This window comes from Acinetobacter sp. EKM10A, from assembly GCF_011075215.1.
GTDB classification, from domain to species: domain Bacteria; phylum Pseudomonadota; class Gammaproteobacteria; order Pseudomonadales; family Moraxellaceae; genus Acinetobacter; species Acinetobacter baumannii.
Genome location: NZ_JAALLK010000004.1, coordinates 28,539 through 49,049 on the forward strand (window position 1 = coordinate 28,539; position 20,511 = coordinate 49,049).

Annotated in this window: 23 protein-coding genes; 8 read left to right on the plus strand and 15 right to left on the minus strand. The window is 40.5% G+C overall.

The genetic code is table 11. The features are described 5' to 3' along the window. Positions 1-33: 33 nt before the first annotated feature. Entirely contained in the window at positions 34-1,458 is a 1,425-nt protein-coding gene (locus tag G9371_RS06600; protein WP_029424042.1) for a PLP-dependent aminotransferase family protein, read from the plus strand. A gap of 2 nt (positions 1,459-1,460) precedes the next feature. Here G9371_RS06600 and ahr read toward each other — a convergent pair whose 3' ends face one another. The 8 genes from ahr to G9371_RS06640 form a co-directional block, all read right to left on the minus strand. Then, a complete protein-coding gene (gene ahr, locus G9371_RS06605) occupies positions 1,461-2,489 on the minus strand; it encodes an NADPH-dependent aldehyde reductase Ahr (protein ID WP_029424043.1) in 1,029 nt (342 codons plus the stop codon). Between the two features lie 38 nt (positions 2,490-2,527). Then, positions 2,528-3,088, minus strand: coding sequence for a DNA-3-methyladenine glycosylase I (locus G9371_RS06610; RefSeq protein ID WP_000857008.1), 561 nt, complete (start codon positions 3,086-3,088; stop codon positions 2,528-2,530). Between the two features lie 30 nt (positions 3,089-3,118). Beyond that, positions 3,119-3,364 carry a hypothetical protein gene (locus G9371_RS06615; RefSeq protein WP_001287365.1) on the minus strand — a complete coding sequence of 82 codons (246 nt, stop codon included), beginning with the start codon at positions 3,362-3,364 and terminating at the stop codon, positions 3,119-3,121. Between the two features lie 9 nt (positions 3,365-3,373). Beyond that, on the minus strand, positions 3,374-3,910 hold the full coding sequence (locus G9371_RS06620; RefSeq protein WP_001253745.1) for a M23 family metallopeptidase: 537 nt from the start codon (positions 3,908-3,910) through the stop codon (positions 3,374-3,376). Positions 3,911-3,957: 47 nt separating this feature from the next. After that, on the minus strand, positions 3,958-4,992 hold the full coding sequence (gene mutY / locus G9371_RS06625) for an A/G-specific adenine glycosylase (protein ID WP_029424044.1): 1,035 nt from the start codon (positions 4,990-4,992) through the stop codon (positions 3,958-3,960). A 140-nt stretch (positions 4,993-5,132) separates the two neighbouring features. Further along, positions 5,133-5,495: an HIT family protein gene (locus tag G9371_RS06630; protein ID WP_000130110.1), complete on the minus strand. Its 363-nt coding sequence runs from the start codon at positions 5,493-5,495 to the stop codon at positions 5,133-5,135. Between the two features lie 185 nt (positions 5,496-5,680). Next, positions 5,681-6,418, minus strand: coding sequence for a dienelactone hydrolase family protein (locus tag G9371_RS06635; RefSeq protein WP_000100768.1), 738 nt, complete (start codon positions 6,416-6,418; stop codon positions 5,681-5,683). A 170-nt stretch (positions 6,419-6,588) separates the two neighbouring features. Then, positions 6,589-6,747 (minus strand): DUF1328 domain-containing protein, encoded by a 159-nt coding sequence (locus G9371_RS06640; RefSeq protein ID WP_000490267.1) that lies wholly within the window; start codon positions 6,745-6,747, stop codon positions 6,589-6,591. 194 nt (positions 6,748-6,941) lie between these two features. Between G9371_RS06640 and G9371_RS06645 the strand changes: the two genes are divergently transcribed. The 3 genes from G9371_RS06645 to G9371_RS06655 all read left to right on the plus strand — a co-directional run bounded on the left by G9371_RS06645 (position 6,942) and on the right by G9371_RS06655 (position 10,053). Beyond that, on the plus strand, positions 6,942-7,400 hold the full coding sequence (locus tag G9371_RS06645; RefSeq protein ID WP_000102817.1) for a YcgN family cysteine cluster protein: 459 nt from the start codon (positions 6,942-6,944) through the stop codon (positions 7,398-7,400). Positions 7,401-7,512: 112 nt separating this feature from the next. Beyond that, the gene (locus G9371_RS06650; RefSeq protein WP_077932461.1) at positions 7,513-8,682 is read left to right on the plus strand and encodes a PQQ-dependent sugar dehydrogenase; all 1,170 of its coding nucleotides are present in this window, start codon (positions 7,513-7,515) and stop codon (positions 8,680-8,682) included. 105 nt (positions 8,683-8,787) lie between these two features. Further along, complete coding sequence (locus G9371_RS06655; RefSeq protein WP_001285409.1) at positions 8,788-10,053, plus strand: replication-associated recombination protein A; 1,266 nt, start codon at positions 8,788-8,790, stop codon at positions 10,051-10,053. Between the two features lie 14 nt (positions 10,054-10,067). Here G9371_RS06655 and G9371_RS06660 read toward each other — a convergent pair whose 3' ends face one another. From G9371_RS06660 to dapA, 5 genes are all read right to left on the minus strand, one after another. Then, a complete protein-coding gene (locus G9371_RS06660; RefSeq protein WP_000349494.1) occupies positions 10,068-10,907 on the minus strand; it encodes a formate/nitrite transporter family protein in 840 nt (279 codons plus the stop codon). 285 nt (positions 10,908-11,192) lie between these two features. Further along, positions 11,193-11,396: a hypothetical protein gene (locus G9371_RS06665; protein WP_029424046.1), complete on the minus strand. Its 204-nt coding sequence runs from the start codon at positions 11,394-11,396 to the stop codon at positions 11,193-11,195. A 192-nt stretch (positions 11,397-11,588) separates the two neighbouring features. Continuing rightward, positions 11,589-12,308 (minus strand): phosphoribosylaminoimidazolesuccinocarboxamide synthase, encoded by a 720-nt coding sequence (purC, locus tag G9371_RS06670; RefSeq protein WP_000917863.1) that lies wholly within the window; start codon positions 12,306-12,308, stop codon positions 11,589-11,591. Between the two features lie 36 nt (positions 12,309-12,344). After that, a complete protein-coding gene (locus G9371_RS06675) occupies positions 12,345-12,947 on the minus strand; it encodes a hypothetical protein (RefSeq protein ID WP_001177091.1) in 603 nt (200 codons plus the stop codon). A gap of 15 nt (positions 12,948-12,962) precedes the next feature. Continuing rightward, complete coding sequence (gene dapA / locus G9371_RS06680) at positions 12,963-13,856, minus strand: 4-hydroxy-tetrahydrodipicolinate synthase (RefSeq protein WP_000193600.1); 894 nt, start codon at positions 13,854-13,856, stop codon at positions 12,963-12,965. A gap of 329 nt (positions 13,857-14,185) precedes the next feature. On the opposite strand from dapA, the gene pncA reads away from it, so the two are divergent. The 3 genes from pncA (at position 14,186) to G9371_RS06695 (ending at position 17,345) form a co-directional block, all read left to right on the plus strand. After that, positions 14,186-14,830: a bifunctional nicotinamidase/pyrazinamidase gene (pncA, locus tag G9371_RS06685; protein WP_001985076.1), complete on the plus strand. Its 645-nt coding sequence runs from the start codon at positions 14,186-14,188 to the stop codon at positions 14,828-14,830. A gap of 54 nt (positions 14,831-14,884) precedes the next feature. Beyond that, positions 14,885-15,823, plus strand: coding sequence for a bile acid:sodium symporter family protein (locus tag G9371_RS06690; RefSeq protein ID WP_001275071.1), 939 nt, complete (start codon positions 14,885-14,887; stop codon positions 15,821-15,823). 178 nt (positions 15,824-16,001) lie between these two features. Further along, complete coding sequence (locus G9371_RS06695) at positions 16,002-17,345, plus strand: MATE family efflux transporter (RefSeq protein WP_029424048.1); 1,344 nt, start codon at positions 16,002-16,004, stop codon at positions 17,343-17,345. 9 nt (positions 17,346-17,354) lie between these two features. Here G9371_RS06695 and G9371_RS06700 read toward each other — a convergent pair whose 3' ends face one another. Then, complete coding sequence (locus G9371_RS06700; protein WP_029424049.1) at positions 17,355-17,828, minus strand: DUF523 domain-containing protein; 474 nt, start codon at positions 17,826-17,828, stop codon at positions 17,355-17,357. A 523-nt stretch (positions 17,829-18,351) separates the two neighbouring features. Between G9371_RS06700 and hppD the strand changes: the two genes are divergently transcribed. Then, on the plus strand, positions 18,352-19,407 hold the full coding sequence (gene hppD / locus G9371_RS06705) for a 4-hydroxyphenylpyruvate dioxygenase (RefSeq protein ID WP_000353163.1): 1,056 nt from the start codon (positions 18,352-18,354) through the stop codon (positions 19,405-19,407). A 66-nt stretch (positions 19,408-19,473) separates the two neighbouring features. Here the strand turns inward: hppD and G9371_RS06710 are convergent, their stop codons facing one another. Next, entirely contained in the window at positions 19,474-20,253 is a 780-nt protein-coding gene (locus tag G9371_RS06710; RefSeq protein ID WP_000568800.1) for an IclR family transcriptional regulator, read from the minus strand. Between the last annotated feature and the right edge of the window lie 258 nt (positions 20,254-20,511).

The following is a 20,511-nucleotide window of genomic DNA, read 5'->3' on the forward strand; positions in this document are numbered from 1 at the left end:
CAGATACAGAAATTTTTAAAAAAGCAGCACAGAATGACTTTTCAATATCAGGTTCTTGCCAATCAATTAGCACATCGTATTTATCAAGATGAACTTAAACCTCATCAAAAGCTCATTTCCTTACGAGATTTTGCCCGTCAACAAGGTATTAGTTTAAGTACAGCAAAAAGTTGCTATGAATTACTTGAGGCGAGGGGACTCATTTATGTAAAGCCGAAGTCAGGTTATTTTGTAGTTGCTCGTACCCCATCCAGCCCTATTCCGGATAGTCCGGATTTCTTATCTTTGCCTCGGCATGTCTCAAATCTGGAGTTGCATAACCAAATTCAGGAAGCTGCCTTACAAAGTCATCTTGTACCTTTGGGATCGATTCAGTTAACGCCGCACTTTATTCCTGTAGAAGGTTTACGTCGTTCTATTCAACGTGCTTTAAAAAATTGTCAGCCTCAAGATTTTCTTTATTGTAATAAACAAGGTCATGAACAATTAAGAAAAGCACTATCCGATCATTGGCGTGAAGATGGCATTTATATCGCTCCGGAAGATATTTTTATTACCAATGGCTGTATGCCTGCTTTGTCTTTGGTGATTCAGAAGCTCACTGAAGTGGGCGATAGTATTCTTATTCCTACACCCACCTATAATGGTCATTTACAGTTATTAGCAAGTTTAAAACGACAAATTGTTGAGATTCCGGCAGATCATCGTGGCATTGATCTTGAGCGCTTAGAATCTTTAATGCAGCAAGGTTTGGCGAAGGTTTGCTTAATGACAGCCAATTATCAAAATCCATTGGGATATTGTTTTAGCAATGCAGAGAAACAGAAGATTGCTGAATTAGCTGCAAAATATCAGTGTTTTATTATTGAAGACGATATTTTTGGTGAATGTGGCTACAGTAGTGAGCGACCATTACCCATTCGATATTGGGATCGCGAAGGTTATGTCATTTGGTGTGGTTCGGTTTCTAAGTCTTTGTCGAGTGCGTATCGAGTAGGATGGTTTTGTTTAACGACAAAGTTAGAGCATTTAAAACTTGAACTGCTGGTAAGTAATATCGGGGTGAATACGCCCTTACAGTTAGGTCTAGCTGATTTTATTTATAGTCGTGCTTATCGAGAACATTTAGAGCAGTTAAGACCCAACTTGATGCGGCAAGTTGAAGAATACCGTAGCTGTATTTTAAGAGCCTTTGAAGGTATACCAATTGCATTGAGCCAGCCCGAAGGCGGATATGCATTATGGATACAGTTACCTAAGAGTGTAGATAGTTTAGCGCTCTATTACACTGCACAAGCTCAGGGAATTACAGTGGTATCGGGCCATGTTTTTGGTGAGGATGAACGCTATCGACATTTCATTCGTTTAAACGCAGGCCATGAGTTAACTGCCGATGTCCGCCAAGCAATTATGAGCTTGGCAGGCTGGTCGCGACAACAGATGCAAACAGTGAGTTAGTTTTATTCTGCAAAGTCTGCTTTAAGCACAATGCGGTAGCGTGCTTGACCTGAGTGTAGACGTTCAATTGCTTCATTGAGCTGTGACATTGGAAATAGCTCAATTTGAGGCGCAATTTTTTTGCGTGCGGCAAACTTCAAAAGTTGACGTAGAGCAGCAGGTGAACCTGTAGGTGAACCAGTTACTGACTTGGCACCATCAATGAGAGAACCTACAGAAACAGGAACAGGTTCTAGGGTTAGTCCTAAAAAGTGCAAAGAACCGTTTGGTGCTAGCGTAGAAATGAAAGCACGCCAATTTAAAGTCACATTTACGGTACTCAGCAATAAATCAAATTTACCCTTTTGAGCTTTTACCGCTTCTGTATCGCGGCTATTCACCACATGGTCGGCTCCCATAGCTTTGAGTTCTTCGGTTTTATCTGGGTTAGAACTAAACGCCGTAATTTCACAGCCCCACGCTTTTAGGAGCTTAATGGCGATATGACCCAAACCACCAATACCAATCACACCCACGTGATGTGTTGCCTGAATTTTGTGTTTGAGTAATGGGTCAAAAACGGTAATTCCGCCGCAAAGTAAAGGGCCTGCACTTTCGGGGTCTAAATCTTCGGGAAGGGGAATGGCCCATTGCCAACCAGCACGAACCTTATCGGCAAAGCCACCCGCATGTCCCACGATTGTTGCGACATTTTCGCCCGTACAAAGAACTTGCTGACCGCCAATACACTCATCACAGGCTTGGCAACTTTCGGCGGTCCAGCCAATACCGACACGTTGCCCAATTTGTAGTCCTTTGGCTTCTGAGCCTAAAGCAACAATTCGTCCAATAATTTCATGGCCTGCAACTACAGGGTACATGGTTGAGCGCCATTCATTATTTAAAACAGAAATATCAGAATGACACAAACCACAGTATTCAACTTTTACCTCAACCTGATGCGGTTGTAATTCACCTGCATCAAATTGATATGGGACCAGTTTTTCACCTGCCTGCATTGCAGCATAAGCCTGAATCGTATTATTGCTCATCGGAAACTCCTTAAGCGGATTTGAACCGTTCTGGTGGGTTATGAAGCTTTAAATTGACAATCATTTTCATGGTCATTGACCATACCCACTGCCTGCATAAACGCATAGCAGGTGGTTGGACCAACAAATTTGAAACCATTTTTTTTAAGCGTTTTGGAAAGTTTTAGGCTGAGCTCAGTTTGAGCAGGGGCCTTGCGATAATCTGCAACATCATTGTGTTGAGGAGTGGCATCTACAAACTGCCAAAGCCATTTAGAAACATCACCAACTTGAGCTTTAAGGGCTTGCCAAGCAATCGCATTATCGCGAATGGCTTTGAGTTTGCCTAAATGACGAATTAAGCCTGCATCGGATAGTTTTGTTTCTAAAAAGTCATCCGTAAATGCGGCAATGTCAGCAATAGCATGATTAAAAAAGTGCTGACGGTAGCTTTCTCTTTTTTTCAGTACGGTAATCCAAGATAGGCCTGCTTGTTGCCCTTCAAGACAGAGCATTTCAAATAATCGGGCTTCGTCGTGTTCTGGTTTGCCCCATTCTTCATCATGGTAAGCAATATAGAGTGGATCATCGGAACACCATCCGCAGCGTTGAGTTTTCATGATGATGCTCCTTATATTTATCTTGGTATTTTAGAGTTTGAATGGTACCCATTCATTTGGGCGAGTATCCCAATAATACAGTTCAGCTTGAGTTAAGTCTTCAAACTTTAGCCAAAAGTCTTTACCAACTTTATCTGAAAAACCAGTACTGATCAGTAGGGCATCATCACTGATTTCCATGATCCAGCCTTGATAGCTATTGCCATTTAAAATGATCTTTTGCTGGTTGCCAGACTCGGCAAACTCTACTAAGCGATTGATCAGCGCTTCCGACATAAAATGTTCCTAGCGTAAATATGAATAAGGATTAACAGCACCACGACCTTTACCATCTAAGTAAAGACCATAATGAAGATGAGGTGAAGTATAACGTGCATTGCCCGTGTTGCCGACATAGCCAATTAAATCACCTTTTTTGACATAGTCACCTACGTTTAAGCCACGTTTATGTCCATCAAGATGAGCATAATAATGCCATGTTCCTGCCGGGCCTAAAATCCAGATGACTTTGCCACCGAGGTTATTATTACGAAGATCGGCAATGAGCCCTTCAGTTACACTGTACACTTTGGTTCCACGTGGAGCCAAAATATCAATTCCTTCGTGGCTACGGCCCTGACTCCGAGCAGCTCCCCATGTATCTTTTAACTCATCTCGATCGACACCTTTTACCGGAACAGGAAGCCGACTTGGAAGCTGCATACTCTTGAGTTTGCTAACTTGGGCTGGTGAAAGCGGGGCAGGTTTTTTAGGCGCACTGGCGCAGGCTGCTAATAGAATAATGAGAAAACCAAGTGAGAGATGGGAAACTAAACGTCGCACAAAATACTCCCTGTCACAGCCATATCAAAATTATTTTGCTCACTATGTCATGAACGGCTTGTCGAGATCAATTTTTTCATAGCAGTTGGAACACCTTTAGCAATAGCTTGTTCCGGACTCAGCCATTGGCCTTCAAGTTCAATCGCCAGATGTTCTTTCTGATCAGGTTCCACGTGGAACACATGAGCATTAAGTAACCATGTGAAGTGAGTAAAGCTATGACTGATCTGAAAAGTTTGCGGTTGAGGTTGTAGCTTAAATTGCTGACTTAATTTCAAGCGTTCATGTTCATTTTCTAAAATAGGTAAACAAAATAAACCGCCCCATAGACCATGAGCTTGGCGTTGTTGCCAGAACCATTCATCTTCGCACTGAATAACAAGAACATCTGCCGTTTTAACAGGCGGTGTTTTTTTCGGTTTTTTAAAAGGTAATTCTTGTTCTAAACCTTGCTGGTAAGCCTGACAATGAGCTTGCATTGGGCAATATAAACAAAGAGGTTTTTTAGGCGTACAGATGGTCGCACCCAAGTCCATAATTGCTTGAGTGTAGTCATGATTGCGTTGGGTGGGACAAAGCTCTTCAGCCAGTTTCCACATTTCACGTTCGTGCTGTGGTTTGCTTAAGTCATCTTCAATGGCAAAGAAGCGAGCTAAAACGCGTTTCACGTTGCCATCCATAATCACGCCATACTGACGTAAACCTAAAGACATGAGTGCACCTGCGGTCGAGCGACCAATGCCCGGTAGTGCAATCCATTCTTCTAGGGTTTCAGGAAATTTGCCTTGCTGTGCTACAAGGCCGGCAGCTTTATGCAAATTGCGGGCACGAGCGTAATAGCCAAGACCTGCCCAATAAGGGGCGACTTCATCCCAAGTTGCATAGCCTAAAGCTTCTACAGTTGGGAAGCGCTCCATAAAGCGGTCAAAATATTGCAGAACTGTTTTTACCTGAGTTTGCTGTAACATAATTTCAGAAACCCAGACTTTGTATGGATCATCTGCGACTTGCCAAGGCAAATCATGCCGACCATGTTGATCGAACCAGTTTAAGAGGGCATCAGAAAAAGAAAATTCAGGCATGAACAGCTATAGAAGAAAAGTAAGGGCTAAATTATAGCTGAAATTTGGGTGAAATTTTGTTTAAAGCAACCGAAGAAAATGGGCATATGAAAACAGGGACTACATCAAAAATGTAGTCCCTGTTCTATGAGTAAAAAGGATTAATCCTTTTGTACACCCCAACGTTGATCAAGTTTCAACGGTTGATTTTTGTAGTATGGAATGACATGAATGTGAAAATGGTCAGAAGTCTGTCCAAACACTTCACCATCATTAAAGCCAATATGGAAACCGTCTGGCTGATGGCGAAGCTGGGTTTCATGACGGGCAATTTCAAGAAGTGTCAGTAAGCCTTGATGTTCTTTAGAAGTAATATCAAAAAACGAGCTGACATGGCGTAGCGGAGTCACTACACAGTGACCTTTAGACAACGGATTTGGGTCTGGTAAAATTACAGCAAATTCATTCTTATCAATGATGTCATATTCATCAAAATCGCAATACGGACATTTTTTGTCAGTCATTGTTGTATCCTCTCATGTTATTCCATTAAACCCCGAGTGCGGGAAATAAGACTAGGCTTTGCTCTAGCTCAACGGGAGTATATTTATTGAAGTATGGTTTAAAAAATACAGTAAAAATATTGCAAAGTCATAAACATTTAAGGGAGCAAATGCGAAAAATGCCATTTGCTCCAAATTTGCTTCTTTTATTTTAAAGTACGTTCTAATAAAGCGTACATTTTAGCAAGGCCTTGTTTCTCCGCTTCGCTGTTGTAGCCAAGGTCTACACCATTCGCTTTAGCTCTTTCATCTGCAAGCGGGTTACTAAAGCCATGTTTAGCATCTTTTAAAACCACTACCTCATGTTTAACCTCAGCAGCTTGCATCTCTTTTTCAAAATTAGCAACATCTTCTAAGGTGACCATGCTGTCTAGTTCACCATGTAGAACCAATACCTCACCTTGAATGTTGCCTTTTTGAGCAGGAGCTTTAGGCGTTAATGTACCATGAAATGTCGCAGTTGCTTTGAGGGGAGCACCTGAGCGAGCTAGATCGAGTACCACTTTGCCACCATAGCAAAAACCTACCGCTGCAAGTTTTTCACTATTCACTTCCGGTTGAGCAGCTAAAGTCTGAAGCCCTGCGTTGGCACGATCAGTCACCGTGTCTAGATCTTCAAATGTCTGCATCATCCATTCATAAGCTTGAGCTGCAGTCGTTGTTACTTTTTTATCGCCATACATGTCAATTGCAAGTGCAGCATAACCGTGTTCAGCAAGTTCACGCGCACGTTGTTCAGTGTATTCGTTACGACCCCACCACTCAGGACCAATAATGACACCTGGTACAGGTGTTTCACTTTCTGGAGCCGCAAAGTAACCAATTAAATGGCTACCATCTGGTGCAGTATATTGAATTTCACGGGTTTTAATTGCTGTACTCATGACATTAATCCTGAAATTAAATTCGATTTAAATACGCTTGATTAAAGCATAAAAAATAAAAGCCATATAAATAACTATGTAAAAAACTACATCAAAAGAAAAGCATAGAAATATTTATGCAATAAAAAAGAAGGAACGAGTTCCTTCTTTTTGATATGGTCATGATTAAATTAAGTTCGGCCTCGCGAAATAAAACCAATAACAGCGAGAATTACAGCTATCACTAATAAAATCACGGCAAAGTCTTTAGATAACCCTGCAACACCACCAAACCCTAATAGACTGGCAATGAGTGCAATCACTGCAAAAATTATTGCCCAACGGAACATATGCTGTCCTCCTTATTTTTCATTGTCTTTTTACTATATAGCGTGTTTTTTGCACGAAATGTGTCGTTTATGTGGTTGAAATGTATATTAAACAATCATTTTGTGATGCCAAAAATACGGCTTCTTTTCTTAAGACCAGCGTACTTCAATGCTATAATCTGACTTTGCTTGATCTATATAGCCGTTAAAATCTTATGTCTACCGAGACCTCACTTCGTCCATTGTTTTGGAAAAATTATACGCTAGAGCAACTGACTCAGGCTGAGTGGGAGGCACTGTGTGATGGATGCGGATTGTGCTGTTTGGTCAAGCTAGAAGATGAAGATACACATGAAGTTGCGTACACCAAAGTGGCGTGCAAGTTACTTGATTGCAATACTGGACGTTGTTCTGACTACCCAAACCGTCAGCAGCAAGTACCCGACTGTTTACAACTAACACCGGAAACTTTAAAAACCATACACTGGTTGCCATCGAGCTGTGCCTATAAACGTTTGAATGAAGGCAAAAATTTACCTTCTTGGCACTATTTAAATACGGGTTCCAGACAAAGCGTAGTGAAAGCGAAAAAGTCGGTAGCAGGGCGTTGTATTCCTGAAACTGATGTACATGAAGATGATATCGAAGATTATGTGGTGCGTTGGGTGCGTTAATACGCTCCCGATGAGCATTTTTAATTACAGCGTATAATAAAGTAACATTTTTATCGTAAATTTTTTAATCATCTCCGTTATATAAAAATAAAAGCAAAAGGAGATAAAAATGATGAGACGATTAGCAGCCCCCTTATTATGTAGTAGTTTCTTCTTGTTAATGGCCTGTGGCTCTAATAATACTAATTCAAAAAATCCTGAACAAAATACAACTGCAAAAACAGAGCAGACCAGTGCTGCCAAACAAACTTATCAGGTCGCGGCAGTCGCACATTTTAATGAGCCTTGGGCGATCACCAGTTTGCCTGATCAGCGGTTATTGGTGACTGAACGGCAAGGTAAGCTAAAAATTTTTAATCCACAAAATAAACAAGTGCTAGATGTTCAGGGTGTTCCAGCGGTGAACTATGGCGGACAGGGTGGTTTAGGGGATGTTGCTCTACATCCAGACTTTGCCAAAAATCACTGGATATATCTTAGTTATGCAGCCAAAGGACAAGGTGGATCTGGTGCAGTGATTTCACGTGCGAAATTAGATTTATCTAATCCCAATCAGTCAAAACTTATCGATATAAAGCAGATTTGGCAGCAAGTGCCCAAAGTTTCAGGGCAAGGCCATTATGGGCATCGTATGCTTTTTGACGCAGATGGTAAGCTTTGGGTGAGTTCAGGTGAGCGCCAAAAGTTTGACCCTGCCCAAAATATAAAAAGCAACTTGGGCAAAATCTTGCGTTTAAATGACGACGGTTCAGCAGCCTTAGGTAACCCTTTTTATGAGCAAGGCGGTGTCACTGCTGAAATATGGTCACTTGGACATCGTAACCCATTAGGAATGGCCTTTGACCGTAAAGGACAGCTATGGGTGGTTGAGATGGGGCCTAAAGGTGGTGATGAGCTTAATATTATTACCAAAGGCGAAAACTATGGTTATCCGATTGTTTCAAATGGAGATCATTATTCAGGGCAGCCTATTCCAGATCATCACACGCGCCCAGAGTTTAAAGCACCTGAAATTGACTGGACCCCTGTAATCTCACCGTCGAGCTTAATTATTTATCGCGGACAACAATTTCCCGCATGGCAAAATAAAGCTTTAATTGGCGGGTTATCTTCAGAAGCAATTGTAGTTGTAGATTTAGAGCATAAGCCCGTAAAAGAAGTACAAAGATTAGAGATGAAGCAACGTATTCGTGGGTTACATGAAGCACAAGACGGTTCAATTTGGGTAATTGAAGATGGCCCCAATGCTCGTTTACTCAAGCTGAGTAAGAAACCCTCTTAATGCTAGGAAATACCCTGTAAATAAAGGATGTGTCTCATAGATTCAAATTGTAGATTTCTGTGAGACACAATAGACTATAGTGAAAAGACGATAAAGCTATTTGAGATGTCAGACACCCATATTCCACTTCCTGAACGCCTGCGCCCGAGAGACTTGTCTGAAATTATTGGGCAAGATCATTTGTTAGGTGAACATGCGCCCTTACGTCAAATGATTGATCAGGGGCATTTGCCTTCTATTATTTTTTGGGGGCCGCCAGGCGTCGGTAAAACGACAATTGCTTTGCTTTTAGCTCAGGCAATAGATCGTCCATTTGTGAGCTTATCTGCGCTGAATACGGGAGTAAAAGAATTACGTGAAGTAATTGCAGAAAGTGGTGACTTACTGACCCCTGTAGTTTTTATTGACGAAATCCACCGCTTTAATAAATCACAGCAAGATGCATTATTAGGTGCCGTAGAAAAAGGTAAAATTACCTTAATTGGCGCCACCACTGAAAACCCGTCTTTTGAAGTCAATAGTGCACTTTTATCACGCTGTCAGGTCTATACCTTAAACAGTTTAGACAGTGAGGCAATTCAGACGCTACTTAACAATGCACTCCAAAACGATAAATTTTTAAAAGAACGCTATATTCATATTGAAGAGTATGATGCTCTTTTACAGTTTGCAGCAGGTGATGCTCGTAAGGCACTCAATTTACTTGACTTAATTGCAAGTACTTTTGAGCCCGAAGTTGAAAATACCATTACCAATGCGGTTGTAGTAAAAGTCGCTCAGCAAAATATTGCGCGTTATGACAAATCGGGTGAACAGCATTACGACCTCGTTTCTGCCTTTATTAAATCGATTCGTGGTAGTGATCCGGATGCGGCTTTGTACTGGATGGCACGGATGCTTAAAGGTGGGGAAGATCCGGTTTTTATTGCAAGACGTATGTTGATTGCCGCTTCAGAAGACATTGGAAACTCGAATCCAAATGCACTATTGCTTGCAGGTGAATGTTTCCGTTCTGTACAGGCGGTGGGAATGCCTGAGGCTCGAATTATTTTGGGTCAAACAGCAGTTTATTTAGCGACCAGTGCAAAAAGTAATAGTACTTACCTCGCGATTAATAAGGCCTTGGAACTTGCTGAGAAAACGGCAAATTTACCAGTACCTTTACACTTGAGAAATGCGCCAACCAAGCTGATGAAACAGCAAGGTTATGGAATTAATTATCTCTATCCTCATGACTACCCAGAGCACTTTGTACTGCAAGACTACTTGCCACCTGAGTTAAAGGGAACCAAACTCTATGAGTCGGCAAGAAACAAGCGTGAAGTTGAAGGTGAACGCTTACAACAACGCAGATGGCAGCAGGAACAATAGTTTATTGTTTCCTGCTATTGTTCCAATTCTTCAGTCACCTGACCATAAATCAGCAGGGTAAACACGCCTGTACCACCAATAATATTGCCAATGGTGGTTGGGATCAGGAAATTAAACAGATATTCACCAAGAGAAGCTTCTCCTTGCCAGACCAGATAGGACATTTCGGTAGAGCCAACGACCACATGGGTAAAGTCGCCTAGTCCTATCAGATAAGTCATGAAAAAGATGACTAGGAATTTATTGCTGACGGAAGGTAGCATCCAGACCAATGCAGCAATTAAAAGACCAGACATAACCCCTTTAAGCAGATTTTGGGTGGCGGAAAAAGACGCAACATGATGTGCGAGCTCATCTAGGGCTTTGTCAATGTTTGGAGTAAACAGGTCGGTGGTCAGGAAGAATAAACTTGCCAAAGCTGTTCCAATGATATTGCATAGAATCACAATTCCCCATAGACGGCCTACAGCTCGTAATTTGTCTAAGGTAAAGGGCTTAAATAGGGGCACAACTGTAGTAATGGTATTTTCGGTAAAGAGTTGCATGTGTCCTAAAATAGCGATCAGGAATCCAATGGTATAACCGAAATTGGTAATTAAATCGGTCCAGATGGCATCAGTTGGGATATAAGAAGCAATAATCGCTTTAAATACAAATGAAAAACTGATGACGAGACCGGCTGCAATGCCTGAAAAGATGAGCGCGGCTGTCGGGCGATCTAACTCTTCGGCACCATCACGGCGAATAATTTCATATACTAAACGGGGCGACAGTTTCTCGTGTTCTTCAACTGCCATTTTTTCACGCCAGCTTAGGGTTTGATCGACTTTCTCTTCTTCTAGTTCATGGTCCATCGGGTTTACTCCTCACTGAATAAATAATTTATATTTATCGTTTTTTATTTATTGTTAAGGCAGTGTTCAGGATAAATCTAGAAGATTCCTACCAGCTTTATGTGTTTTTTTATAAATTGAACACTCGGGGGGTAAGCGAACTAGAACAATAATGCATGAAGAAAAGAATCGACCAGACCTGATAGAAAAGTTAAGTATAAGAAAAGATAGCAAACTCAATCAGCCTGCTATAAAAAGTGTAACGTTGAAGCTAAGCGCTTGTAGTCATGCAAATAGCAACAATAATTAAAACAAGGTATATGCTCTCAAGGTACGTATGAGTTTCATATAGTCGCCTTGGGAAGCTTCAGAAATGACAGCTTCGACTTCAGCTTGGCTCCATCCTTGCTTTAAGGCAGAGTGGCTAAAATTAGATAAAATCACTAATGGATTTTCACCAAAATGGATTGGATGATTCATTAATCTCTTTTCAGGCTTAAATAGTTCCATAGACTCATCCTATTTAAAAATTTAATTATTGTGATGCAATTTATATTTTTTTTGATTTTAGTGCCTTGTTTTGAGATTGTGCAAGTCATAATTTAATTAAATATACAAATCTGTCTACTTTTCCTAAATTCTTGGGTGCTGAAAATAAAAAAACCGAGCTGAAATGCTCGGTTTTTTATAAAGTTGAGCTGATTAGATGTCAGATAAATCTACGCCTAAACGAGCAGCAACTTCTTCATAAGCTTCAACAACACCGCCTAAGCCTTGACGGAAACGGTCTTTGTCGAGTTTTTTCTTAGTATCTTTGTCCCATAAACGGCAACCGTCTGGAGAGAATTCATCACCAAGTACGATACGATCATGGAAAACACCAAATTCAAGTTTGAAGTCCACCAAAATCATGTTGCCTTCAGCAAATAATGCTTTTAATACATCATTTACTTTATAAGTTAACACTTTCATTTGTTCTAACTGTTCAGCAGTCGCCCAACCTAAAGCAATCGCTTGAGATTCGTTAACCATTGGATCGCCTAGGCCATCATCTTTGTAGAACAATTCAAATGTAGGAGGAGTTAACTCTTTACCTTCTTCTACACCTAAACGACGGCATAGAGAACCTGCTGCATAGTTACGGATTACACATTCAACAGGAATCATTTGAAGTTTTTTAACAAGAACTTCAGTTGGAGAAAGCAATTTTTCAAAATGCGTTTCGATACCCGCTTCAGCAAGTTTTTCCATGATGAAGGCGTTAAAACGGTTGTTCACCTTGCCTTTACGATCTAGTTGTTCGATTTTTTCGCCATTGAACGCAGAGGCATCATCACGAAAGACTAAAATCAGATGGTCGGCATTGTCTGTTTCATATACAGATTTTGCTTTACCAGTATAGAGCAAGGTTTGTTTTAACATGAGGGAACCTTTTTAAAAAAAATGCCTAGTAAACGACTAGGCTGGCCAATTTTGGTAAATCTGGTTTAACACTTCTGCGGCAACATCAGGGCTAGCAAAAGTGTTATCTGGATTAAATAGAGCAAGGCTATGACTAGAGCCAACACCAGTGAGCTTAAGCACATATGTATTGTCATTTACTTTAATCGTCGCTTGATTGTTACCTTGAGCGATGACGTTGTAATTTAACGTGCTTAACGTAGCTTTGGTGTATTGCCAAATCTCGGCAGTACTTCCATCAATTTTTAACAGTGGATTTTTATTACCATCTGTCACAAGTTGAGGGCGACCAAGCGCACTACCTGTTTGAGCAGATGCATCTGCTGTCGTATCAGTTTGAAGTGGTTCAGGACGTGGCAATGCAAAACGATTGCCACGCTTGTTTTCAAACTTCGGTGCGTGATCGATAGCAAGCTGGTCTACTGTTGGTGCAGGATACAAAGGTGTCGCTGGTCGTACAGTTGCATCGGCAGGGTACTCAAGTGGGGCGAGTTGCTTTGCATTTTTATAATCTAAAGAGTGATTATTGAGTGCGAAGCGACCACAGCCAGCTAAACTTAAGGCTGAAACTGCAAGGACTAAACCAAGACGTAATTGCATCATAAATTGCTCTTATTAAATAATTCCCGCATCTTTTAGGGCATTGCGGAGAGGTTCGCGATATTGCTCAGCGAGAGGAGTGAGTGGTAAACGAATACCAGTATCAATCAGTCCCATCTCATGTAGTGCCCATTTCACAGGAATTGGGTTTGATTCGCAAAATAGAATATTGTGTAAATTTGCAATCTTATTGTTAAGCGTCTTTGCTTGTTGCTCATCTTTTGCAATTGCAACCGCACATACTTCGCTCATTGCTTTAGGTGCAATGTTTGCAGTAACCGAGATATTACCGTCTGCGCCAAGAAGCATAAGTTCCCACGCAGTTTCATCGTCACCTGAGTACACAGCCATCTTGCCGTTTAAAGCATCGATTAAAGCTTTACCGCGTGGTACGTCACCTGTTGCATCTTTAATGCCGACAATATTTGGAATTTCCGCTAAACGAACAGCTGTATCGTTTGACAAATCTACACCTGTACGACCAGGTACGTTGTAAAGAATAAGCGGTAATTCAACAGCTTCAGCAATCGCTTTATAGTGTTGGTAAAGGCCTTCTTGAGTCGGCTTGTTATAGTATGGGGTTACAAGTAAAGCTGCATCTGCGCCAAGGTCTTTGGCAGCTTTAGTTAATTCGATTGCTTCACGGGTTGAGTTTGCACCAGTACCGGCAATAATTGGAATACGTTTGTTGGCTACACGAATAATTTCTTTAATAACCTGTGTGTGCTCTTCCATGCTCAATGTTGAGGCTTCGCCGGTTGTACCGACGGCTACAATACTGTTTGTACCTTGTTCTATGTGCCACTCAACCAGCTTCTCAAGACTCTTCCAATCTACACCGCCATCTTTCAACATGGGAGTGACGATTGCGACGATTGAGCCTTGAATGGTCTGTGCTTGCTGAGTCATTTTAAAAAATATCCTATTTATCCATCCGAATCTGAGGTAAGAAAAACAAAATGTGGGATGGTTGCAGTATTTTGATTGTCCAGTTCTAACAATAACAGATTGTTGAATGACAATTATGCAAATTATGACTGATCAGACGCATAAGAACAATATGCTTGACTGATAAACCCTATGTAAACTTGAGCAAAACATAGAATGCCAATTTGATGATTTCAAGTAAAAGACAGTAAAAATGAGAATATGGTGCAATTCTTCCAACCTCTACTTAACACGGTCTTTTTTATGGCAAGATAAAATGCATATTTTTCCCGAATGGGACTTAAGATGGCATGAAAATGAATAAACAACCACAAAATTCGGCTTTAGTCGTAGTTGACGTGCAAAATGGTTTTACCCCTGGTGGAAACCTAGCAGTTGCCGACGCCGATACGATTATTCCGACCATTAACCAATTGGCAGGTTGTTTTGAAAATGTAGTCCTCACTCAAGACTGGCATCCGGATAATCACATTTCTTTTGCAGCCAACCATCCGGGCAAGCAGCCATTTGAAACGATTGAACTGGATTATGGATCACAGGTGCTTTGGCCTAAGCATTGTATACAAGGCACTCATGATGCCGAATTTCATCCGGATTTAAATATCCCGACAGCTCAACTGATTATCCGAAAAGGTTTTCATGCTCATATTGATAGTTACTCGGCTTTTATGGAAGCTGACCACACCACAATGACAGGTTTAACGGGATATTTAAAAGAACGTGGTATTGATACGGTCTATGTGGTCGGAATTGCTACAGACTTTTGTGTCGCATGGACTGCTTTAGATGCGGTTAAGCAAGGCTTTAAAACTTTAGTAATTGAAGATGCGTGCAAAGGTATTGATCTTAATGGTTCATTAGAACAAGCATGGCAAACTATGCAGCAACAAGGTGTTGTTCGTATTCAATCGACTGATCTGTTGAATGAATGCTAGAGATACTGATTTTGATGCTTGGACTTTAATTGCGATTTGGTATGGATGAACAGTATGTCTGCATTACTCCGTTTTACTCAGTTTGTTCAAAAGACGTTTGCCCTATGGGTAATTATTTTTGCAGCTCTGGCGCTATGGCAACCTGAATTTTTTGTTTGGCTCAAAGCGTACATCCCATGGATTTTGGGCATTATTATGCTTGGCATGGGAATGACCATGACCGTTGATGATTTTAAAGGGGTACTACAAAGCCCTAAAGCCGTGTTAATTGGGGTTGTCGCGCAGTTTGTGGTGATGCCGGGCTTGGCATTTATTTTATGTAAATTATTTAATTTGCCTCCTGAAATTGCGGTCGGCGTTATTTTGGTAGGTTGTTGCCCAGGAGGAACAGCTTCAAATGTCATTACCTATATGGCCAAAGGCAATGTGGCTTTATCGGTCGCCTGTACCTCGGTATCAACACTCTTGGCTCCTGTGTTAACACCTGCAATTTTCTATCTACTCGCCAGCCAATGGCTAAAGATTGACGCGGCTTCGATGTTTATTTCGATTTTGCAGGTCGTACTACTTCCGATTGTGATTGGGCTGATTTTGCGAACTTGGCTTAAACGTCAGGTTGAATCCTATATTCAAGTCATGCCATTAGTTTCAGTGATTGCAATTGTAGCGATTGTGGCAGCCATTATTGGTGGCAGTAAAGCAGCTATTTTACAGTCGGGTTTGCTCATTTTGGCGGTAGTGATATTGCATAATGGGCTTGGATATTTATTAGGTTTTGCCGCAGCGCGTTTCTTTAAATTGCCTTATGCGGACAGTAAAGCAATTGCGGTAGAAGTAGGAATGCAAAACTCAGGCTTGGGCGTGGCGCTTGCAGCAGTGCATTTTGCGGCTTCCCCGATTACTGCCGTACCAAGTGCTATTTTCAGCCTTTGGCATAATATTTCTGGTCCTGCACTTGCGACTTATTGGGCAAGTAAACACAAACAAGAATAACTATATAAACGATATACATTAGAAAAGAAGGCCAAACGGATAGTTTGGTCTTTTTATTTAAAGCACTTTTTATTTGAGCTGAATTTAAAACTGGTATGTCTTTTGCTTCGAATTGATGCACTAAAAATAACGTGAATATCAACATAAATCGCAAAGAAAAAAATAAGGCATTTTTTTGATGAACCAGATTTTTAAATTATTTATTCCCATGCTCTCTAGCAATTTGATTCTAATTTTAAGTGGATTGATTGATATTGCTTATGTAGGGCATTTTAGTAATGACCATGTTGCCGCCTTATCGGTGTCCTTATCTTTATATACAGTGGTTTATGTCATTGGAATGGGGATACTGCAAGGTGTGATGCTTAAGCTCTCGGAAGCTTATGGTTGCCATGACATACCACGTATTCGTCAAACTTTTATCCAAGGCGTTTGGCTGATGTTAGGTTCGGCATTTGTAAGTATTGCCTTGCTTTACTTGTTCCGTGATCTACCAAAATTATTTGGTGCATCTGAACATGTCGTTTTAATTACTAAAAACTGTATTTGGGCTTTGGTATTTATTTTACCTGCCCATTTACTGATGCGCTTATTTACAGCTTTGTCTCAGGTCACTGAAAATGCTTATAAGGTTTTATTATCAGATAGTCTTTTCTTCATTCTTAAAATTATTTTGTCTTATCTTCTGATTTATGGTGTCGCTTTATTTTCAATTCCGCCACTCGGGGCGATAGGGGCGTTGTTAGCCACTATCATTGTACGGTGGTTTATGTTGACCGTTTATTACCTGTTTTTTCTAGAGAAAAAGTACATCTTTATTCAACATCCAGAACGGTCAGATGAAGATAGCCGGCAAAGTCTGCGTATGATTTTAAAAATAGGGATACCTACTGCGATCATGGCGTTGATGGACGTTGTTGCATTTTGTTCAGTTGCTATTCTGATTTTGCCTTTCGGGAGTGTGGTGTCTGCAGCCCATCAAATTGTCGCGAGCACTGGCGGTTTTATGTTTATTTTTCCTTCCTCAATTGCCTCGGCTTATAGCATTTTGGTGTCAAGAACTATGGGCAGCGGAAACATGAAAGAAGCAGACAAAATTGCCAGACAAAGTATATGGGTCATTATGGCAGTGAGTGGCAGTTTATCCTTGTGTTTATGGTTGGAGAGGGGCTTAATTGTCACGTTCTATTCAGATGATTTGGCTGTACAAATTTTGGCTGCATCACTGCTCTTGATTGTCTGCATGTCTCATTTTCTTGATGGCTTAATGACGTTACTAACCTCTTTGCTGCGTTGTTGGGATGTGTCGATTTTACCCATGCTGATTTTTTTAGTCGTGGTGCTATGTTTCGGATTGGGCGGTGGTTGGTGGATGGCTTATAAAGGGCTGCACTGGGGGAGTCACTCTATATCTGCAATGGGAATTTATGGTTTCTGGAGTATGGCGGCCATAAGCTATTTAGTAGCTTGTGTATTGAGTGCCTTCTGTTTTCGTTTTAGAAAGCAATTAAGAGGTTTTTGATTGGGTAGATCAACAAAGAGGATGTGCTGCTAACCATTCTTCAATCTCATTTTCAGAAATCACTTCAAAACCATGGCGCTGTAACAGTGCCGTGGTAATTCCAACACCCGTGATCTTCTCGCCTTGAAAAGTACCGTTATAAATTTTTTGACTACCGCAAGACGGACTGTTTTCTTTTAGAACAACACAAGTTGCTTGTATTTGCCGTGCAATGTCTAAAGTACGATAGGCGCCTTTTAAATATAGCTCAGTCACATCTAAACCAGATGAATCTAGGATTTTTGCCTTGCCATCAAGTACATCTTGCCCTGTTCCTCCCACAATTTCTGCGGGTAGACGAGGGGTGCTAAATCCACCTAATAACTCTGGACAAAGTGCATGCGCTTTTTTATTTAAAAATAACTGCTTAAGTGTAGTGTGTAAGCAAGAGCGGCCATCGTAGCGTACAGGCTCCCCAATTAAACAGGCACTGATTAAAAGCATGATTTTTTCCGCCCTTAGAACTTTAAAAGCCATGTGAGTGTACCCAATGATTTATAAAATATGAAATCTAAAACAAGCACAAGCAAACGAAGTAACTTGATTAATAAATTACACAATTCATAATTAAATTATGTATTGCATAATTTAATTGTTTTTAGTAGCATCTGTTTTAAGGTAAATGGCCATTGGGGGTCCAACAAGGATGTTGGCCTCCATAAATCTAGGAATAACTTTAGGAAAAGACGATTTTTAAAGGTTTATTGAAAAATCTCAATCGTACTTTTAGATAAGAAAGGACAGTGTGTATGGAAAACAAACACCATATAGAAGGGAAATTAATCATCGGCTTTGCGCTCACTCAATCTTCGTTTTAGTTATTGGTTTTTTTCTCATAGGATGCGTTGGGCTAAGGCATTTTGACGGTTCAAACATACTCCCAGCAAATGCGTATTCTATAGAGAAAGGAGCTGACCAGATCAGCATGAGAAGTAAACGGATCAGGTAATTACCAGAGGGAAACTAGATGGATATTTTAGAGAACCCATTAGAATTATGCGGTTTTGCATTTATTGAGTTTGTTTCAAAAGAAAATGAATTAGATCCAATTTTTGAAACAATCGGCTTTTCAAAAGTAGCCAAGCATAAATCGAAAAAAGCGTACTTATGGCGTCAAGGAAATATCAATATTATCCTGAATTATCAGCCAGAATCTTATGCTTCATTCTTTTTTAATGAGCATGGTCCATCTGCTTGTGCGATGGGATTCAAAACTCGTGATGCAGCAAAAGCTTTTAAAAAGGCGGTTGAGCTTGGTGCAGAACCAATGTACTCAAAAGTTGGGCCAATGGAGCTTAACATTCCGGCAATTAAAGGTATTGGTGGCATGCCAATCTTCTTAGTTGACCGCGATATTTATGAAAATGACTTTGTTTTCTTTGATGATGCGCAGCGTAACCCTGAAGGTGCGGGCTTAAAAGAAATCGATCACTTAACTCATAACGTCTACAAAGGACGTATGGAGTATTGGGCAAACTTCTACGAGAAGATTTTTAACTTCCAGGAAATTCGTTATTTCGACATTAAAGGTGAATATACAGGTTTAACCTCTAAAGCATTAACTGCACCAGATGGCATGATCCGTATCCCTTTAAATGAAGACTCAGACAAGGGTAACGGCCAAATTGCAGAATTCTTAGCTGATTTTAATGGCGAAGGTATTCAGCATATCGCGTTTATTTGTGATGACTTAATTTCGACTTGGGATAAGTTAAAAGGCCTTGGTCTTAAGTTTATGACACCACCGCCAAATACGTATTATGAAATGCTTGAAGAGCGTTTACCTGAACATGGTGAACCAACTGAAGAGTTAAAACAACGCGGTATTTTATTAGACGGCAGTACTAAAGATGGCCAGAAGAAGCTTTTATTACAAATCTTCTCTGAAAATATGATTGGGCCAGTCTTCTTCGAATTTATTCAACGTAAAGATGACGACGGTTTCGGTGAAGGTAACTTCAAAGCACTGTTTGAATCGATTGAACGTGACCAGATTCGCCGTGGTGTGCTCGAAGCAAAATAAGTTTTGCTTTGTCTCTAATCTAAAAAAAACCAAGAGCAAGGCTCTTGGTTTTTTTATGGCTATTGATTAGCGGCTTTTAATATATTGATTAATTGAATTAATCTCATTTTTAAGCGTTTCAATAATTTTACTTTGTGGATCGACGGGTAAAAACATTTCACTATCAAGCGCCACAATACAAAACTCAATCCCTTGGTTTGAGTTAAATACTGGCAGGCCTACTGCGTTAATACCGGTAAGTAAATCACCTTTCGCCGCAGACATTTGTTGTTGGCGGATCGTCTCTTTAAGTTCTAAAAACTCTTCCCAGTTATGTGGCGCAATGTTTAGCCCAAGTTCCTGATGTTTTTGCCACTCAGTTTCTAATAAAGGACGAACAAAATGTTCAGGAAGGTAAGAAGCAAATAAACGCCCAGCAGCAGAATTGACTAAAGGCATAATTGAGCCAACTTTGGTCACAATCGAAATTGGGTGGTTAGATTCAATCGATTGAACCACGACAGGGCCTTTGGGTGACCACTTACTAATTTGAATACCACAGCCAATTTTGCTTTGTAAGTCGTAAATTAAATGTTGTACTAACTGTAAAGTATCGCTGTGCTGAATGCAGTTTAAGCCTAAACGCCATGCCTGATCACCTAAGGCATATTGGCCATCTTCAAGTTGTTTGGCGTAATCCATGCGAATTAGGCTCACCAAGTAGCGGTGTACTTTGGCAGGATGCATCTCAAGCTTACTAGATAAGTCTTTGAGAATAATGGGTTGATTGTGCTCTAAAAGGGCATTTAGTACGGATAAGCCAACTTCAAGTGATTGAACCCCCCCAGATATTTTTTCTTCAATCATTTAAATACCCTTAATCGATTTACTTCAACAGTTAAACAGTTTTGTTCAGAACATAAATTGGCATTGATGCGTTTTACATCATGCCTGAGCCTATAGAAAAATAGAAATCACCTTTTTCTATTAGCGAAATTCACATGTTTAATAATCCACAATTTTTACAAACACCTTCATCTTACATTTATAGCGTAAATTGATAGAGGTTTAGTAGATTTAAACAATATAAATCGGCATTGATATAGAACAGTTCATTTAAACTAT

What these genes read in the sequence shown, in the direction of transcription:
- G9371_RS06600 (WP_029424042.1), top strand. Translation starts at nt 34, where the DNA reads ATGACTTTTCAATATCAGGTTCTTGCCAATCAATTAGCACATCGTATT.
- ahr (WP_029424043.1), bottom strand. Translation starts at nt 2,489, where the DNA reads ATGAGCAATAATACGATTCAGGCTTATGCTGCAATGCAGGCAGGTGAA.
- G9371_RS06610 (WP_000857008.1), bottom strand. Translation starts at nt 3,088, where the DNA reads ATGAAAACTCAACGCTGCGGATGGTGTTCCGATGATCCACTCTATATT.
- G9371_RS06615 (WP_001287365.1), bottom strand. Translation starts at nt 3,364, where the DNA reads ATGTCGGAAGCGCTGATCAATCGCTTAGTAGAGTTTGCCGAGTCTGGC.
- mutY (WP_029424044.1), bottom strand. Translation starts at nt 4,992, where the DNA reads ATGCCTGAATTTTCTTTTTCTGATGCCCTCTTAAACTGGTTCGATCAA.
- G9371_RS06630 (WP_000130110.1), bottom strand. Translation starts at nt 5,495, where the DNA reads ATGACTGACAAAAAATGTCCGTATTGCGATTTTGATGAATATGACATC.
- G9371_RS06635 (WP_000100768.1), bottom strand. Translation starts at nt 6,418, where the DNA reads ATGAGTACAGCAATTAAAACCCGTGAAATTCAATATACTGCACCAGAT.
- G9371_RS06640 (WP_000490267.1), bottom strand. Translation starts at nt 6,747, where the DNA reads ATGTTCCGTTGGGCAATAATTTTTGCAGTGATTGCACTCATTGCCAGT.
- G9371_RS06645 (WP_000102817.1), top strand. Translation starts at nt 6,942, where the DNA reads ATGTCTACCGAGACCTCACTTCGTCCATTGTTTTGGAAAAATTATACG.
- G9371_RS06650 (WP_077932461.1), top strand. Translation starts at nt 7,513, where the DNA reads ATGAGACGATTAGCAGCCCCCTTATTATGTAGTAGTTTCTTCTTGTTA.
- G9371_RS06655 (WP_001285409.1), top strand. Translation starts at nt 8,788, where the DNA reads ATGTCAGACACCCATATTCCACTTCCTGAACGCCTGCGCCCGAGAGAC.
- G9371_RS06660 (WP_000349494.1), bottom strand. Translation starts at nt 10,907, where the DNA reads ATGGACCATGAACTAGAAGAAGAGAAAGTCGATCAAACCCTAAGCTGG.
- G9371_RS06665 (WP_029424046.1), bottom strand. Translation starts at nt 11,396, where the DNA reads ATGGAACTATTTAAGCCTGAAAAGAGATTAATGAATCATCCAATCCAT.
- purC (WP_000917863.1), bottom strand. Translation starts at nt 12,308, where the DNA reads ATGTTAAAACAAACCTTGCTCTATACTGGTAAAGCAAAATCTGTATAT.
- G9371_RS06675 (WP_001177091.1), bottom strand. Translation starts at nt 12,947, where the DNA reads ATGCAATTACGTCTTGGTTTAGTCCTTGCAGTTTCAGCCTTAAGTTTA.
- dapA (WP_000193600.1), bottom strand. Translation starts at nt 13,856, where the DNA reads ATGACTCAGCAAGCACAGACCATTCAAGGCTCAATCGTCGCAATCGTC.
- pncA (WP_001985076.1), top strand. Translation starts at nt 14,186, where the DNA reads ATGAAAATGAATAAACAACCACAAAATTCGGCTTTAGTCGTAGTTGAC.
- G9371_RS06690 (WP_001275071.1), top strand. Translation starts at nt 14,885, where the DNA reads ATGTCTGCATTACTCCGTTTTACTCAGTTTGTTCAAAAGACGTTTGCC.
- G9371_RS06695 (WP_029424048.1), top strand. Translation starts at nt 16,002, where the DNA reads ATGAACCAGATTTTTAAATTATTTATTCCCATGCTCTCTAGCAATTTG.
- G9371_RS06700 (WP_029424049.1), bottom strand. Translation starts at nt 17,828, where the DNA reads ATGCTTTTAATCAGTGCCTGTTTAATTGGGGAGCCTGTACGCTACGAT.
- hppD (WP_000353163.1), top strand. Translation starts at nt 18,352, where the DNA reads ATGGATATTTTAGAGAACCCATTAGAATTATGCGGTTTTGCATTTATT.
- G9371_RS06710 (WP_000568800.1), bottom strand. Translation starts at nt 20,253, where the DNA reads ATGATTGAAGAAAAAATATCTGGGGGGGTTCAATCACTTGAAGTTGGC.